Raw genomic sequence first — 15159 nt, 5'->3', positions numbered from 1 at the left:
AGTGGCCGCCACTCTACGGCCCGCTCCCCCGCGGATGTCGGAGGGCATGCGAAGGGCCCCGCGGACAGATGTCCACGGGGCCCGGGGGACGGCTCCCGCCCCCGCCCGCCGTCACCGGCGCCGGCTACATCCCGGCGATCAGCTTCTCCACCCGGTCGTCGACCGACCGGAACGGGTCCTTGCACAGCACCGTGCGCTGCGCCTGGTCGTTCAGCTTCAGGTGCACCCAGTCGACGGTGAAGTCCCGCCGCTGCTCCTGCGCCCGCCGGATGAAGTCGCCGCGCAGCCGCGCCCTGGTCGTCTGCGGAGGCACCGACTTGCCCTCGAAGATCTTCAGGTCGTTGCAGATCCGGGCCGCCTGACCCTTGCGCTCCAGCAGGTAGTACAGGCCCCTGCGCCGGTGGATGTCGTGGTACGCGAGGTCTATCTGCGCGACCCTCGGGTGCGACATCGTCATGTTGTGCTTTTCCCGGTACCGCTCGATCAGCTTGTACTTCATGACCCAGTCGATCTCGGTGCCGATCCGGTCCAGGTCCTCCGCCTCGATCGCGTCGAGCGTGCGGCCCCACAGCTCCAGCACCTGCGCCACGTTCCCGGTGCGGATGCCCCTGCGGTCGACGAAGTCCACGGCCTTCTCGTAGTACTCGCGCTGCACCTCCAGCGCGGAGGCCTCCCGCCCGCTGGCGAGACGCACCTTGCGCTGGCCGGTGATGTCGTGGCTGACCTCGCGGATGGCCCGGATCGGGTTCTCCAGCGTCAGGTCGCGCATCACCGTGCCCGCCTCGATCATGCGCAGCACCAGGTCGGTGGCACCGACCTTGAGCAGCATGGTCGTCTCGGACATGTTCGAGTCGCCGACGATGACGTGCAGCCTGCGGTAGCGCTCCGCGTCCGCGTGCGGCTCGTCGCGGGTGTTGATGATCGGCCGGGACCGGGTCGTCGCGGAACTGACGCCCTCCCAGATGTGCTCGGCACGCTGGCTCACGCAGTACACCGCACCGCGCGGCGTCTGCAGCACCTTGCCCGCACCACAGATCAGCTGACGCGTGACCAGGAACGGAATGAGGATGTCCGCGAGCCGGGAGAACTCTCCGTGCCTCGCCACCAGGTAATTCTCGTGGCAGCCGTAGGAGTTCCCGGCGGAATCGGTGTTGTTCTTGAACAGATAGACGTCGCCCGCGATTCCCTCCTCGTGCAGGCGGCGTTCGGCGTCGACGAGCAGGCCTTCGAGAATGCGCTCGCCGGCCTTGTCGTGGGTGACCAGTTCGGTCAGGTTGTCGCATTCGGGAGTTGCGTATTCCGGATGCGATCCCACGTCGAGGTACAGGCGGGCGCCGTTCCGCAGGAAGACGTTGCTGCTGCGGCCCCATGACACAACACGGCGGAAGAGGTAGCGCGCCACTTCATCAGGAGACAGTCGGCGCTGTCCCCTGAACGTGCACGTGACGCCGTACTCGTTCTCCAGCCCGAAAATGCGGCGGTCCATGTCTGAACATTACGCCTGATGGCCTGAGCTGAAACCGGGTTCGACCTCACCGATTCGATCATTTTCAAAAGCCCCGCCAGGGTTTACGGCGGCCGCGCCGCGCTCCGCAACCGGAGGAACCGTCAGCACCCGGCGCGTCGACAGCAGTACGAGCAGCGCCAGTACGCCGCCCACGGCCGCCACCGCGAAACTCGCCGAGGTGCCCCCGAGTTCGACCGCGGGCCCCGCCGCACCCGTACCGACGGCCGACCCGACACCGAACGTCGTCACCAGCCACGAGAACGCCTCGGTGACCGTCCCGCGCGGCGCGTGCCGGTCCACCACGATGAACGCGCACGCCAGCGCCGGCGCCAGGAACACCCCCGCCACCGCCGACAGCACCGTCATCGCGACGATCCCCGGCGTCAGCATCAACGGCAGATAGCCCGCCGCCAGCAGCGCCACGATCACCAGCAGCCTCGGCTCCGGCGCACCCGCCCACTGCCGCGCCCCGTACGCCAGACCGCCCACCAGCGCCCCGAGCCCGAGCGCCGCCATCAGCACCCCGTACACCCAGGTCTTGTGGTGGTCGTCGCCGTACGCCACCCCGGCCACCGTGATCGAACCCAGCGCCGTCCCGACGAAGAAGAACGACCCCAGCAGCGCCAGCAGCCCCTTCGAGCGCAGCGCCCCCAGCCAGTGCGCCTCGCGCGCCGCCGACCGCCAGGCCCGCGACGGCTTCGACACGACGACCGACAACGCCCCCAGCACACCTATCGCGTTGATCACCAGCAGGGCGGCGGCCGGCGACCAGAGCGACACGAGCAGCGTCACCAGCAGCGGGCCGACGGTGAACATGATCTCCTGCGCCACCGCGTCCATCGCGTACGCCCGGTGCACCTTGCCCTCGTCGCCCAGCACGCTCGGCCACAGCGCCCGCAGCCCGCCCTCCAGCGGCGGCGTGAACAGACCGGCCACGGCCACCGCCGCGTACGTGAGGACCAGCTGGTCGATCCCGCTCAGACAGAGCACGAGCATGCCGAGCGCCGACAGCAGCGCGGCCGGGAGCTGGACCTTCGGCTGACCGCGCAGGTCCACGGCCCGCCCCAGGAGCGGCTGCCCGACGGCGTTGGCCACCCCGTACACCGCAGCCAGCGCGCCGCCGAGGGTGTAGCTGCCGCCCTCGGCCCGGGTGAAGAGCATGATCGCGATGGGCGCCGTCGCATTGGGCAGCCGCCCCACCAGGGTCCCGGCCAGCAGGCGCGCGGCATGCCGCGTCCTGAGCAGTTCGGCATATCCCGCCGCCATCTGTCCCGCCCTTCTCCCTTGGCACCACTCCCGCGACCACCAAGGTGTTACGTATAACTAACACCGTCATACGTACCATGACCACAGCTGAAAGGTCCATCGCCCACCACGCCCCTCGTGCGGCGGGGCCACTTCTCCACCCCCCGCCCCCACCCACGGAGCCCCCGGTGACCACCCCCGCCCACCCCACCCGCCCCACACCCACCAGCCGCGACGTCGCCCGCGCCGCCGGGGTCTCCCAGGCCACCGTCTCCCTCGTCCTCGGCGACAAGTGGCGGGGCCGCGTCTCCGAGCCCACCGCCGCCCTCGTCCGCGACACCGCCCGCGACCTCGGCTACCGCCCCAACCTCGCCGCCCGCACCCTGCGCCTGGGCCGCACCCGCACCGCCCTCCTCGTCGTCCCCGCCCTCACCAACGAGTTCTTCGCCCGCGTCTACACCGGAGCCGCCGAGACCGCCGCCGAACACGGCTTCGGCGTCGTCCTCTACCCCTCCCCCGACGGCATCGGCCCCGCCCGCGACCCCTTCGCCTCCGCCCGCACCGCCCTCGACGGCGTCATCGCCTCCTCGATGGCCACCGGCGCCCTCGGCACACTGCGCGGCGCCGGACTCCCCCTCGTCATGCTCGACAGCGACCCGGCCGACCCCGCGGGCGACGCCGCCGCACACGTCAACCTCGCCATCGCCGACGGCATGCACCAGGTCACCGCCCACCTCCTGGAACTCGGCCACCGCCGCTTCGTCCACCTGGCATCCGCCGTCGACTCCTGGACCTTCGACGTACGCGCCCGCGCACTCGCCACCGCCCTGCACGACACCCCGGACGCCACCCTGCGCACCATCCGCTCCCCACTGGACGTTCACAGCGCCCGCGCCGCCACCGAAGCCACCCTCACCGAGCCGGCCGCCCGCCCCACCGCCCTGATCTGCGACGACGACATCCTCGCGGCCGGCGCCTGCAAAGCCCTGCGCCGCCTGGGCCTGCGCGTCCCCGAGGACATCTCCGTCACCGGCTTCGACGACCTCGCCCTCGCCAGCGCCGTCGAACCCGAACTGACCACCGTCCGCCTCCCCGCCGAACAGGTCGGCCGACGCGGCATGGCCGCCCTCCTCGCCGTACTCGAAGGACGCACCCCGGAAACCGGCGACCTCCCCGTCGAACTGATGGTCCGAGGCTCCACCGCCCCGGCACCCACCCGCGCCCCCTGACACACGTGTGGCCCCGGACCGCATCACACGGTCCGGGGCCACACGAGCCACCACTTCCCGGCCCTACTCCTCCTCGGTGTCCGAAGGCACCTCGGTCGGCGCCGACGCATCACCGTCGGCCTCCAGCAGACGCGCGAGCTGCCGCCCCACGATCCGCTTGAACTTCCGCTGCTGCGGCCGCGTACGGTCCAGCACGGCCACTTCCAGCCGCTCCGCCGGAATCTCCCGCTCCGTACCGTTGGTGTCCCGCGACAGCGCCTGCACGGCCAGCTTCAGCGCCTCCGCCAGACTCATGTCGTCACGGTGCCGCTGATCCAGGTAACTGCTGATCTGCTCAGCGTTGCCACCGACCGCGACCGAACCGTGCTCATCCACGATCGACCCGTCGTGCGGCAGCCGGTAGATCTGGTCACCCTCCCGCTCGGCACCGACCTCGGCAACCACCAGCTCGACCTCGTACGGCTTCTCCGCATTGCTGGAGAAGATCGAACCCAGCGTCTGGGCGTACACATTCGCCAGCCCACGCGCCGTCACATCGTCACGGTCGTAGGTGTATCCGCGCATATCGGCGTACCTGACGCCACCGATGCGCAGATTCTCGTACTCGTTGTACTTACCGGCGGCGGCGAAACCGATCCGGTCGTAGATCTCGCTGAACTTGTGCAGCGCACGGGACGGGTTCTCGCCGACAAAGACAATGCCGTCGGCGAACTGCAGCACCACAAGGCTGCGTCCACGGGCGATGCCCTTCCGCGCGTATTCCGCGCGGTCGGCCATGGCCTGCTGGGGTGAGACATAGAACGGCGTCGACACCGGCTATCCGTCCCTTTCTGTCAGAGGCAAACACATCGAAGAAACCGCGGAGACCGCAGAGATCACAGAGACCGAAGTCGTCAGAGCAGAGCGGCACGCGGCCCGTCGGGCTGCTCCAGCCGCTTCGCCAGAATCGTCCGGGCCAGCTCGGCGGACTCCTCCTCCGTCAGCCGCCTGAAACCGTCCTCCGTGATGACGGTGACGATCGGATAGATCCGCCGCGCCATGTCGGGACCACCGGTCGCCGAGTCGTCGTCCGCGGCGTCGTACAGCGCCTGGATGACCAGCGTCGTCGTCTCCTGCTCCGACAGGTCCTTCCGGTACAGCTTCTTCATCGAGCCGCGCGCGAACACGGAACCCGACCCGGTCGCCGCGAACCCGAGCTCCTCGGAGCGGCCCCCCGTGACGTCGTACGAGAAGATCCGGCCCTTCTCGCGATCGAGGTCGTACCCCGCGAACAGCGGCACGACCGCCAGGCCCTGCATGGCCATGCCGAGATTCGACCGGATCATGGTCGACAGCCGGTTCGCCTTGCCCTCCAGCGACAGCTGGGCGCCTTCCACCTTCTCGAAGTGCTCCAGCTCCAGCTGGAAGAGCTTCACCATCTCCACGGCCAGACCGGCCGTGCCGGCGATGCCCACGGCCGAGTACTCGTCGGCCGGGAACACCTTCTCGATGTCGCGCTGCGCGATCATGTTCCCCATGGTCGCCCGCCGGTCACCGGCGAGCACGACCCCGCCGGGGAACGAGGCGGCCACGATGGTCGTCCCGTGCGGTGCCTCGACGACGCCCTGCACGGGCGGCAGTACCCGGTTGCCCGGCAGCATCTCGGGCGAGTGCTCGCCGAGAAAGTCCATGAACGACGAGGAGCCCGGCGTCAGGAAGGCAGCTGGTAGACGCCCGGTGCTACGAGTGTTGGCTTCCACGCGGTTCCCTCCACGTATGCGGCGGCACGCCTTATGGCATCCGGCCGATCCTTCAACTGCCCCAGCGCCGCATTGCAGCTGAAGCACAGTACGCCTCGGACCCTACCCGTCTCATGGCAGTGATCCACATGCTCCGCAGGAGCAACTAGGCAGATACAGCAGACCCCTTGCTGGGAGGCGATCATCTCGTCCAGCTCGTCCGGCGTGATGCCGTACTTGCGCTGGAAGTAGCCGATCCGATTGCGCTCCGCCCTGCACACCCGGCAATAACTCGCCCAGCCGTCCGACGAAGACCGATTGGCCTCCCACTGGGAGTGGGGCTTGATCTCACCGCACTGCGGGCAACGCTTGTGCCCCCTTGGAACCGGCACCTTGACGCGGACCGATTTCCCCTTGGCCTCTTGCCGCTGCCGGTAGTACGCAGCTTGGCACTCCCGGCAATGCGCCTGGAGACCATCGCGCATGGACTTGTTACCGGCGAAGGAGTCTCGCGGAAGTACACGCCTGCACCGCGAGCACTCCTTCCCCATCAGGGAATCGGACATTTACCCCTATTCCCCACCTTTTTGCACAAATGACCTCACGAACTCCTCTGCGTTCTCTTCGAGCACATCATCGATTTCGTCGAGAACAGAGTCCACGTCGTCCGACAGTTTTTCCTGCCGCTCCTTGAGGTCCTCCGAAGCCTGCGCGTCCTGCGTCTGCTCCTCGGTCTCCTCGGTGGAACGCGTGGCCTTCTGCTGTCCGCCGCCGGTGTCCTTGGTCGCCATCTCTACCTCACCCCGCTCGGTTCGATGTCCTTGGTCCTTGATCAGACCCTACAAGCGGGGTCTGACATTTGCCCCGTACTTAACGAAGCCGCAGGAACCACCTGGATGATTCCCACCGGGGCCGCACTTCAGCCGCGATCAGCCGCCCGAGAGCACCCGGACCAGCTCGTCCGCCGTCCGGCAGCGGTCGAGCAGCTCCTTGACGTGGTTCCTGGTGCCCCGCAGCGGTTCCAGCGTCGGCACCCGCTGGAGCGAGTCCCGGCCCGGGAGGTCGAAGATCACGGAGTCCCAGGAGGCCGCCGCGACGTCGTCCGCGTACTGCTCCAGGCAGCGGCCGCGGAAGTACGCCCTGGTGTCCTCGGGGGGCTTGTTCTCGGCCCGCTCCACCGCGCTCTCGTCCAGCAGCCGCTTCATCTTGCCGCGGGCCGCCAGCCGGTTGTAGAGGCCCTTGTCGGGCCGTACGTCCGCGTACTGGAGGTCGACCAGGTGGAGCCTGGCCGCGTCCCAGTCGAGCCCGTCGCGCCGCCGGTAGCCCTCCAGGAGCTCCCGCTTGGCGATCCAGTCCAGTTCCCCGGACAGGCTCATCGGGTCGTTCTCCAGCCGGTTGAGCACGTCCTCCCAGCGGCTGAGCACGTCCTTGGTCTGGTCGTCGGCGTCCGCCCCGTACCGCTCCTCGACGTACTTCCTGGCGAGCTCGAAGTACTCCATCTGAAGCTGTACGGCGGTCAGTGAGCGCCCGCTGCGCAGCGTGACCAGGTGCTGGAGGTCCGGGTCGTGGGAGACCTGGTGCAGGGTGCGCACCGGCTGGTCCACGGCCAGGTCGACGTTGATGAAGCCGTCCTCGATCATGGAGAGGACGAGGGCGGTGGTGCCCAGCTTCAGATAGGTCGAGATCTCCGAGAGGTTGGCGTCGCCGATGATCACGTGCAGTCGGCGGTACTTCTCCGCGTCGGAGTGCGGTTCGTCCCGGGTGTTGATGATGGGGCGCTTGAGGGTGGTTTCGAGGCCGACCTCGACCTCGAAGTAGTCGGCGCGCTGGCTGATCTGGAAGCCGTGTTCGTGCCCGTCCTGGCCGATGCCGACGCGGCCCGCGCCGGTGATGACCTGCCGGGAGACGAAGAACGGGGTGAGGTGGCGCACGATGTCCGAGAAGGGGGTCTCCCGCTTCATCAGGTAGTTCTCGTGCGTGCCGTAGGAGGCGCCCTTGTTGTCGGTGTTGTTCTTGTAGAGCAGGATCGGCTGTGCGCCGGGGAGCTGGGCGGCCCGCTCGGCGGCCTCGGCCATGATGCGCTCGCCGGCCTTGTCCCAGAGGACGGCGTCCATCGGGTTGGTGATCTCGGGCGAGCTGTACTCGGGGTGTGCGTGGTCGACGTAGAGCCGTGCGCCGTTCGTGAGGATGACGTTGGCCAGGCCGATGTCCTCGTCGGTGAGCTGGCTGGAGTCGGCGGCTTCGCGGGCGAGGTCGAAGCCTCGCGCGTCCCGCAGCGGGTTCTCTTCCTCGAAGTCCCAGCGGGCGCGGCGCGCCCGGTGCATCGCCGCCGCGTAGGCGTTGACGATCTGGGACGAGGTGAGCATGGCATTGGCGTTGGGGTGGCCGGGGACGGAGATTCCGTATTCCGTCTCGATGCCCATTACTCGCCGTACGGTCATGCGGCCCTCCTTGCCCGGCGGCGCCCCCGTCCTGGGGCGGCGCTCAAGTACCGCTGGTTCTGGGGTGCGTGTGCGGTGCCGTCCCCGCACTGTGCGACCCGGCGGTGGCGGTACGGAAGAGCCTAGAACGCCTTTGCGCTGGTGGGGAGATCAAATCCGTCATTGCTCTGTTGTGTGCTGAAGTCCCGCCGGATTGGCCGGGTGGTGCGGGGAAAAGAACCGGCTGCGGATACCCCGCGGGGTATCCGCAGCCGGGTTGCGCTTTACAGGTACTGGCCCGTGTTCGCCACCGTGTCGATGGAGCGGCCGGTGTCCGCGCCCTGCTTTCCGGTGACGAGCGTGCGGATGAAGACGATCCGTTCGCCCTTCTTGCCGGAGATGCGGGCCCAGTCGTCCGGGTTGGTGGTGTTGGGCAGGTCCTCGTTCTCCTTGAACTCGTCCACGCAGGCCTGGAGGAGGTGGGAGACGCGGATGCCCTTCTGGTTGTGGTCCAGGAACTGCTTGATGGCCATCTTCTTGGCCCGGTCGACGATGTTCTGGATCATCGCGCCGGAGTTGAAGTCCTTGAAGTAGAGGACTTCCTTGTCGCCGTTGGCGTACGTGACCTCCAGGAAGCGGTTCTCCTCGGATTCCGCGTACATCTGCTCCACGACCGACTGGATCATGGCGTGGGCGGCGACGTCCTTGGAGCCGGAGTGCTCGGACAGGTCGTCCGAGTGCAGCGGCAGCCGGGACGTCAGGTACTTCGCGAAGATGTCCTTCGCCGCCTCCGCGTCCGGGCGCTCGATCTTGATCTTCACATCGAGTCGTCCGGGGCGCAGGATCGCGGGGTCGATCATGTCCTCGCGGTTGGAGGCGCCGATGACGATGACGTTCTCCAGGCCTTCCACGCCGTCGATCTCGGCGAGCAGCTGGGGGACGATGGTGTTCTCCACGTCCGAGCTGACGCCGGATCCGCGGGTGCGGAAGAGCGATTCCATTTCGTCGAAGAAGACGATGACGGGGGTGCCCTCGCTCGCCTTCTCCCGGGCACGCTGGAAGACCAGGCGGATGTGGCGCTCGGTCTCGCCGACGTACTTGTTGAGGAGCTCGGGGCCCTTGATGTTGAGGAAGTAGGACTTCCCTGCGGGCTGGCCGGTGACCTCGGCGACCTTCTTGGCAAGGGAGTTGGCGACGGCCTTGGCGATGAGCGTCTTGCCGCAGCCGGGCGGTCCGTAGAGCAGGATGCCCTTCGGTGGCCGCAGTTCGTGCTCCTTGAAGAGGTCGGGGTAGAGGTAGGGCAGTTCGACCGCGTCGCGGATCAGCTCGATCTGGTTGCCCAGGCCGCCGATCTTCTCGTAGTCGACGTCCGGGACCTCTTCGAGGACGAGCTCCTCGACCTCGCTCTTGGGAATGACTTCGTAGACGTATCCGGATCGGGGTTCCAGCAGCAGGGCGTCGCCGGGGCGGATGGTGATGTCCAGCAGCGGCTCGGCGAGCCTGACCACCCGTTCCTCGTCGGTGTGCCCGACCACCAGGGCCCGTTCGCCGTCCTCCAGGATTTCCTTGAGGGTGACGATGTCCCCGGCGCGCTCGTACTCCATGGCCTCGACCACGTTGAGCGCTTCGTTGAGCATGACTTCCTGGCCGCGCCTGAGCTCTTCGAGCTCGACGCTGGGGCTGACGTTCACCCGGAGTTTGCGTCCTCCGGTGAAGATGTCGGCCGTGCCGTCCTCGTTGGCCTCAAGGAACACACCGAAGCCGGCCGGCGGCTGTGCGAGCCGGTCCACTTCTTCCTTGAGGGCCACGATCTGGTCGCGGGCCTCGCGGAGTGTGTTGGCGAGCCGCTCGTTCTGTGCGGACACGCCTGCCAGGTTGGTCTGCAGCTCGACGATCCGCTCTTCGAGAATCCTCGTGTGACGCGGAGAGTCGGCGAGCTTGCGTCGCAGGACGGCGATTTCCTGCTCTAGATAGGCAACCTGTCCGGCGGGGTCCTCGGACCCTCGCGCGGGCCGGATGCCGCGGTTGATGTCGTCGTCGTGGGCTGCCACGGTCCTCACCTCCTCCAGGGGGAGCTGGACGCTTCCTGACCCTACCTGGGTAGGTGTTGGTTGAAACCCCTAGATCACAAACACGATCGAGGAGTGTCTGATCTTCACCCTTGCGTACTCCCTCACAGAGGGGGGATACCCACCCAGCAACATCGGAAAGCGGGCGGTTGTATCGTCGAAGTGTTCAACACCCGTCAGGGCTGGCTTCAATTGGTGCATACCGCGCAGGGAACGGCAGGAGATATGACCGTGCAGGAAGAGGCTCCCACCGCAGACGGTGCCCAGGTCGGGGACCCTCTTGAGGTGTGGATCGACCAGGACCTCTGCACCGGCGACGGGATCTGTGCGCAGTACGCGCCGGAGGTCTTCGAGCTCGACATCGACGGTCTCGCGTACGTGAAGAGCGATGACGACGAGTTGCTCCAGGCCCCGGGGGCCACGACGCGGGTACCGCTGCCGCTGTTGCAGGACGTGGTGGACTCGGCCAAGGAGTGTCCGGGCGACTGCATTCATGTACGTCGCGTTTCGGACAGGGTCGAGGTCTACGGGCCGGACGCCGGGTAGGTCCGGCCGGGATCGGGACGAAGGGCGGGGCCCGCGGCGTCAGACGCCGCGGGCCTCGTTGGTGGCGGAGCGGGTGAACTTCCCGTTCCGCCACTGCCATTTGATCTTCTGGGTCTTGTCCGGGCAGCAGCGGGCGACCGCGTCGGAGGAGTAGCCGAGGAGGGTCGCGGAAACGGTGTCGCCGGTGACGGAGAGTTCTGTCACGTTCTGCTCCTCGCCGGGCTCCAGGAGGGTCGCGACGACGCGGTTGGCTCCGGTGAGGACGTAGAGGGCGCTGGGCGGGGTGCCGATTCCGGAGTCGCAGCGTACGGCGGCGACGGTCTCCGGGTTCTTGTCGCCGTCGAGGTCGCCGACGGCCTGCTTGAGCAGAACGGTCTTGCCGCTGCGGCATTTCAGCGGGTACGCGGCCGCTTTCGCGTCCGGGGCGGGGAGCGCCTTCGCGGGGCCGGGGGCGGCCTGTGCGGCGGTGTCGGGTGAGGGGGCGGCGGCAGCGGGCTGGAGCAGGGCCGCGGCGGCTATGACGGCTGCCGTGGCGGCGGTGGTGGCCAGCCAGTGCACCGCGCGGGGCCGGGTGTGTGCGGGGGCCGTGGGCGCGGGGTTCTGCACGCGGGGTGTCTCCTGTGGGGCTGTGCCGGGAGGGACACCGGCGACGGGAGGGTGGCGAGCATCGTGCCATACGGGGCGGCGGGGCGGAACGCCGGGGTGGGTGTCGGTGGGCCCCAACGTGAAGGCGCCGCCGTCCAGTTCTCGTGTCGGTCCGGGAACTGGACGGCGGCGCCGGTCTGTTGGGAGGTGCGGCGGGGCTCAGCCCTGGCTGCCGCGCTCCTTGTTGGGGCCCTCGTAGTCCTCGCCGTAGGCACCCTTGGAGGGGCGGCGGCGGCGCATGGGGGGCTCGACGCCGTCGGCGAGGCGGCGGGCGGTGACGAGGAAGCCGGTGTGGCCGATCATGCGGTGGTCCGGGCGGACGGCCAGGCCCTCGACGTGCCAGTTGCGGACCATCGACTCCCACGGCTGGGGTTCGGCGAAGCAGCCGATCTCGCGGATGGACTCGACGGTCCTGGCGAGCTGCGTGGTGGTGGCGACGTACGCGCACATGATGCCGCCGGGGACGAGCGCCTTGGAGACGGCTTCGAGGGTTTCCCAGGGGGCGAGCATGTCGAGCACGACGCGGTCGACCTCGGTGTCGGACAGGTTGTCCTGGAGGTCGCCGACGGTGAGGGTCCACGCGGGGTGGGGGCCGCCGAAGTAGCGCTCGACGTTGCCCTGCGCGATGTCCGCGAAGTCCTGGCGGCGCTCGTAGGAATGCAGCATTCCGTGGTCGCCGATGGCGCGGAGGAGGAAGGCGCTGAGGGCGCCGGAGCCCACTCCCGCTTCGACGACGCGGGCGCCGGCGAAGATGTCGGCGAAGGCCAGGATCTGCCCCGCGTCCTTGGGGTAGACCACGGCTGCGCCGCGGGGCATGGACAGGACGTAGTCGGGGAGCAGGGGGCGGAGTGCCAGGTAGGCGACGTTCCCCGTGGTACGGACAACACTGCCCTCGGACGCGCCGATCAGCTCGTCGTGCGAGAAGGCACCCTTGTGGGTGTGGAACTGCTTCCCGGCTTCGAGCGTGAACGTGTAGTGGCGGCCCTTGGGGTCAGTCAGCTGGACCTGGTCCCCGACCTTGAAGGGCCCGCGTCGGCGGGCGGCACCGGTCGGTTCGGACATGTGACCAGACTACCGGCTGTTTGAGGGGCCGTACGCCGCTGCCCGGCCCGCCCCTGGGCCGGTGGGGGGTCACGGCTGGGGGCGGGCCATCGCCTTGACGAAGGCGCGCTCGACGTCGGCGGTGGACAGGACGCCGTAGATCTCGCCGGTTTCCTCGATGACGAGGTACTCGGTGGCGGGGGCGGCGCGGAGCCGGTCGAGGAGTGCTTCGCCGGCGAGTTCGGCGGGGATGCGCATGTCGTCGGTGAGGTCGGCGGCGAGTCCGCTGACGGCGACCCAGGGGCGGCGGTGTTCGGGCACGTTGCCGATGGCGGCTTCGCGGACGACGGCGGTGGGGTTGCCGTGGCCGTCGACGACGACGAGTGCGCGGGCACCGGCCTCGTTGGCGCGGCGGAGTGCCTCGGAGAGCGGGGTGGCGGATTCGACGGGGACGGCGCGGCGGGTGAGGGTGCGGGCGCGCAGGTCGGGGAGGTGCTGGCGCAGCCTGGCCATCCGCAGGCTGTTTCCGGCGCCGGTCCAGATGATGGCGGCGAGGATCGCGGCGAGGAGTGCGTCCAGGACGGTGTCCATGCCGGTGATGTCCTCGGTGGCGTTGCCGAGGGCTCCGGTGTGGGTGAGCAGGGGCAGTCCGATGAGGACGGCGACGGCGAGCGCGCGGCCGACCCAGGCGGCGGCGACGGTGCCGGTCATGGGGTTGCCGGTGATCTTCCAGATGACGGCGCGGAGCATCCGGCCGCCGTCCAGGGGCAGGCCGGGGAGCAGGTTGAACGCGGCGACGATGAGGTTGGAGATCATCAGCCCGGCGAGCAGGACACCGGGCACGGTGCCCGCTTCGACGAGGTCCATGGCGAGGTAGAAGGCGCCGCCGAGGACGAGGGAGAGGAGGGGCCCGACGAAGGCGAGGACGAATTCGCGGCCAGGGGTTTCGGTCTCCTTCTCGATCTCCGAGACACCGCCGAAGAACTGGAGCTGGATGCGCCGGACGGGCAGCTTGAAGCGGAGGGCGGCGACGGTGTGGGCGAGCTCGTGGACGAGTACGGAGGCGTAGAAGGCGACGGCGAAGAAGAGGGAGACGAGGTACCGGGCGGCACCGAGCTCGGGCAGCACGAGGTCGAGCTGCCCGCCGAACACCCAGGTGATGAGCGCGGCCACGAGGAACCAGCTGGGCGCCACGTAGACGGGCACCCCGAACGGCCGCCCCATGAGCAGCCCCCCACCGGAACTGGAGGTGGTGTGCTCGCGGGAGGGATCGGGGGCGGGGGCCTTGGCGGGCGTACCGGCCTGGGCGTTGGCGGGTTCGGTGGCCGGGGTGGCTTCCTGGGCATTGCTCGACGCGGCGGCCCGGGCGGCGCCGTGCGGTGCTGCTGCCGGAGCGGCGCCCGTGTCGGCGGCAGGGGCGGGGCTCGGGTCGCTGCCCGGGACGGTATCCGGGGCCGTTCCTTGGACGCTGCCCGCAGGGGCGGGGCTTTCCGGCATGGTCCCGGTGCCCGCGCCCGCAGCGGTGTCCCGGGCGGTGTCGGCGGCCGGAGGGGTTGCCTGGGCGTTGTCCGTTGCCGTGGCCCGGTCGGGGGTGTTCGGCGGGGTGGTGCCCCGGGTGGTGTCCGTGTCGGACTTGGGGCGGTCGCCGTCGCCGTTCTTCTCGTCGGCGGTGCGCTCGTCGCTCTCGTCCACGGGGTCCCTTCGATGTCGTCACGCCGGTGTCGCCCTGATGCCGTTGTGCGGGGCAATGCCCTGATCATGCAGTGCGGGAGGGTCTGCCGTCGATGGTAGGGGGGCGTTGTCAGTGGCGGGTCGTAGGGTCTTAGTCATGAATACGAGTACCGGCACGGCGGACGGGGCGAGGCGGCCCACGGGGCTGTCACCCTCCAGGGCGAGCGACTTCATGCAGTGTCCGCTGCTGTACCGGTTCCGGGTGATCGACAAGCTGCCGGAGAAGCCGAGCGAGGCGGCTACCCGGGGGACGCTGGTGCATGCCGTGCTGGAGCGGCTGTTCGACGATCCGGCGGTGGAGCGGACGGTGCCCAAGGCGCGGGCGATGGTGCCGGGGCAGTGGGACCGGCTACTGGAGGCCAAGCCGGAGCTGTCCGAGCTGTTCGCGGACGATGCCGAGGGCGAGCGGCTGGCGCGGTGGCTGGGGCAGGCGGAGGACCTGGTCGAGAAGTGGTTCTCGCTGGAGGATCCGACCCGGCTGGAGCCGGCGGACCGGGAGCTCTTCGTCGAGACGGAGCTGGAGTCGGGGCTGCGGCTGCGCGGGGTGATCGACCGGGTGGACGTGGCGCCGACGGGCGAGGTGCGGATCGTCGACTACAAGACGGGGAAGGCGCCGCGTCCCGAGTACGCGGAGGGTGCGCTGTTCCAGATGAAGTTCTACGCGCTGGTGATCTGGCGGTGGAAGCGGATCGTGCCGCGCAGGCTTCAGCTGGTGTATCTGGGCAGTGGCGATGTGATGACGTACGACCCGAACGAGGCGGATCTGGAGCGGATGGAGCGGAAGCTGCATTCGTTGTGGGACGCGATTCGGGAGGCTACGGAGACGGGGGATTGGCGGCCTCGGCCGACGAAGTTGTGTGGGTGGTGTGATCATCGGGCGGTTTGTCCGGAGTTTGGGGGGACTCCGCCGGTGTATCCGTTGGAGGTTCGGGCGCCGAGGGGGGCGTCGGAGTAGGGGCGTTTTCTGGAGTGGGGCCATGGCGGGGGTGGGGCGGGGGCGTGGGGGTT

Annotated in this window: 14 protein-coding genes; 3 read left to right on the top strand and 11 right to left on the bottom strand. The window is 69.0% G+C overall.

All coding sequences use genetic code 11. The features are described from left to right. Positions 1–124: 124 nt before the first annotated feature. Both pafA and ACZ5PB_RS39945 read right to left on the bottom strand, forming a co-directional pair. Positions 125–1486, bottom strand: coding sequence for a Pup--protein ligase (gene pafA, locus ACZ5PB_RS39950; protein WP_468698279.1), 1362 nt, complete (start codon positions 1484–1486; stop codon positions 125–127). A 9-nt stretch (positions 1487–1495) separates the two neighbouring features. Continuing rightward, positions 1496–2773: an MFS transporter gene (locus ACZ5PB_RS39945; protein ID WP_468698278.1), complete on the bottom strand. Its 1278-nt coding sequence runs from the start codon at positions 2771–2773 to the stop codon at positions 1496–1498. Positions 2774–2940: 167 nt separating this feature from the next. Between ACZ5PB_RS39945 and ACZ5PB_RS39940 the strand changes: the two genes are divergently transcribed. After that, on the top strand, positions 2941–3981 hold the full coding sequence (locus tag ACZ5PB_RS39940) for a LacI family DNA-binding transcriptional regulator (protein WP_468698277.1): 1041 nt from the start codon (positions 2941–2943) through the stop codon (positions 3979–3981). 63 nt (positions 3982–4044) lie between these two features. Here ACZ5PB_RS39940 and prcA read toward each other — a convergent pair whose 3' ends face one another. The 6 genes from prcA to arc form a co-directional block, all read right to left on the bottom strand. Beyond that, positions 4045–4794 (bottom strand): proteasome subunit alpha, encoded by a 750-nt coding sequence (gene prcA / locus ACZ5PB_RS39935; RefSeq protein ID WP_468698275.1) that lies wholly within the window; start codon positions 4792–4794, stop codon positions 4045–4047. An 80-nt stretch (positions 4795–4874) separates the two neighbouring features. Next, positions 4875–5720: a proteasome subunit beta gene (gene prcB / locus ACZ5PB_RS39930; RefSeq protein ID WP_468698273.1), complete on the bottom strand. Its 846-nt coding sequence runs from the start codon at positions 5718–5720 to the stop codon at positions 4875–4877. Continuing rightward, positions 5672–6184: an endonuclease VII domain-containing protein gene (locus tag ACZ5PB_RS39925; RefSeq protein WP_468698271.1), complete on the bottom strand. Its 513-nt coding sequence runs from the start codon at positions 6182–6184 to the stop codon at positions 5672–5674. The genes prcB and ACZ5PB_RS39925 overlap by 49 nt, the downstream gene beginning before the upstream one ends. Before the next feature lie 87 nt (positions 6185–6271). Continuing rightward, on the bottom strand, positions 6272–6490 hold the full coding sequence (locus ACZ5PB_RS39920; RefSeq protein WP_468698270.1) for a ubiquitin-like protein Pup: 219 nt from the start codon (positions 6488–6490) through the stop codon (positions 6272–6274). Between the two features lie 138 nt (positions 6491–6628). After that, the gene (gene dop, locus ACZ5PB_RS39915) at positions 6629–8140 is read right to left on the bottom strand and encodes a depupylase/deamidase Dop (RefSeq protein WP_468698268.1); all 1512 of its coding nucleotides are present in this window, start codon (positions 8138–8140) and stop codon (positions 6629–6631) included. Between the two features lie 263 nt (positions 8141–8403). After that, positions 8404–10170, bottom strand: a complete 1767-nt coding sequence (gene arc, locus ACZ5PB_RS39910; protein ID WP_468698267.1) for a proteasome ATPase — start codon at positions 10168–10170, stop codon at positions 8404–8406. A gap of 243 nt (positions 10171–10413) precedes the next feature. Between arc and ACZ5PB_RS39905 the strand changes: the two genes are divergently transcribed. Further along, positions 10414–10734, top strand: a complete 321-nt coding sequence (locus ACZ5PB_RS39905; protein ID WP_468698265.1) for a ferredoxin — start codon at positions 10414–10416, stop codon at positions 10732–10734. 39 nt (positions 10735–10773) lie between these two features. Here the strand turns inward: ACZ5PB_RS39905 and ACZ5PB_RS39900 are convergent, their stop codons facing one another. From ACZ5PB_RS39900 to ACZ5PB_RS39890, 3 genes are all read right to left on the bottom strand, one after another. Continuing rightward, positions 10774–11340 carry a hypothetical protein gene (locus ACZ5PB_RS39900; RefSeq protein ID WP_468698263.1) on the bottom strand — a complete coding sequence of 189 codons (567 nt, stop codon included), beginning with the start codon at positions 11338–11340 and terminating at the stop codon, positions 10774–10776. 198 nt (positions 11341–11538) lie between these two features. Beyond that, the gene (locus ACZ5PB_RS39895) at positions 11539–12441 is read right to left on the bottom strand and encodes a tRNA (adenine-N1)-methyltransferase (RefSeq protein WP_468698261.1); all 903 of its coding nucleotides are present in this window, start codon (positions 12439–12441) and stop codon (positions 11539–11541) included. A 69-nt stretch (positions 12442–12510) separates the two neighbouring features. Further along, positions 12511–14112 carry a site-2 protease family protein gene (locus tag ACZ5PB_RS39890; protein WP_468698260.1) on the bottom strand — a complete coding sequence of 534 codons (1602 nt, stop codon included), beginning with the start codon at positions 14110–14112 and terminating at the stop codon, positions 12511–12513. A gap of 136 nt (positions 14113–14248) precedes the next feature. Here ACZ5PB_RS39890 and ACZ5PB_RS39885 point away from each other — a divergent pair, with 136 nt between their 5' ends. Then, positions 14249–15106 (top strand): RecB family exonuclease, encoded by an 858-nt coding sequence (locus ACZ5PB_RS39885; RefSeq protein WP_468698259.1) that lies wholly within the window; start codon positions 14249–14251, stop codon positions 15104–15106. Positions 15107–15159 lie beyond the last annotated feature (53 nt).

It is taken from the genome of Streptomyces sp. NPDC032721 (genome assembly GCF_055579625.1).
Note: the sequence above shows the minus strand (reverse complement) of the source record. Positions and strands in the feature narration are given on the sequence as shown.

Coding starts and splice junctions, on each gene's coding strand:
- pafA (WP_468698279.1), bottom strand. CDS start 1,486: ATGGACCGCCGCATTTTCGGGCTGGAGAACGAGTACGGCGTCACGTGC.
- ACZ5PB_RS39945 (WP_468698278.1), bottom strand. CDS start 2,773: ATGGCGGCGGGATATGCCGAACTGCTCAGGACGCGGCATGCCGCGCGC.
- dop (WP_468698268.1), bottom strand. CDS start 8,140: ATGACCGTACGGCGAGTAATGGGCATCGAGACGGAATACGGAATCTCC.
- ACZ5PB_RS39920 (WP_468698270.1), bottom strand. CDS start 6,490: ATGGCGACCAAGGACACCGGCGGCGGACAGCAGAAGGCCACGCGTTCC.
- ACZ5PB_RS39895 (WP_468698261.1), bottom strand. CDS start 12,441: ATGTCCGAACCGACCGGTGCCGCCCGCCGACGCGGGCCCTTCAAGGTC.
- ACZ5PB_RS39925 (WP_468698271.1), bottom strand. CDS start 6,184: ATGCGCGATGGTCTCCAGGCGCATTGCCGGGAGTGCCAAGCTGCGTAC.
- ACZ5PB_RS39885 (WP_468698259.1), top strand. CDS start 14,249: ATGAATACGAGTACCGGCACGGCGGACGGGGCGAGGCGGCCCACGGGG.
- ACZ5PB_RS39905 (WP_468698265.1), top strand. CDS start 10,414: ATGACCGTGCAGGAAGAGGCTCCCACCGCAGACGGTGCCCAGGTCGGG.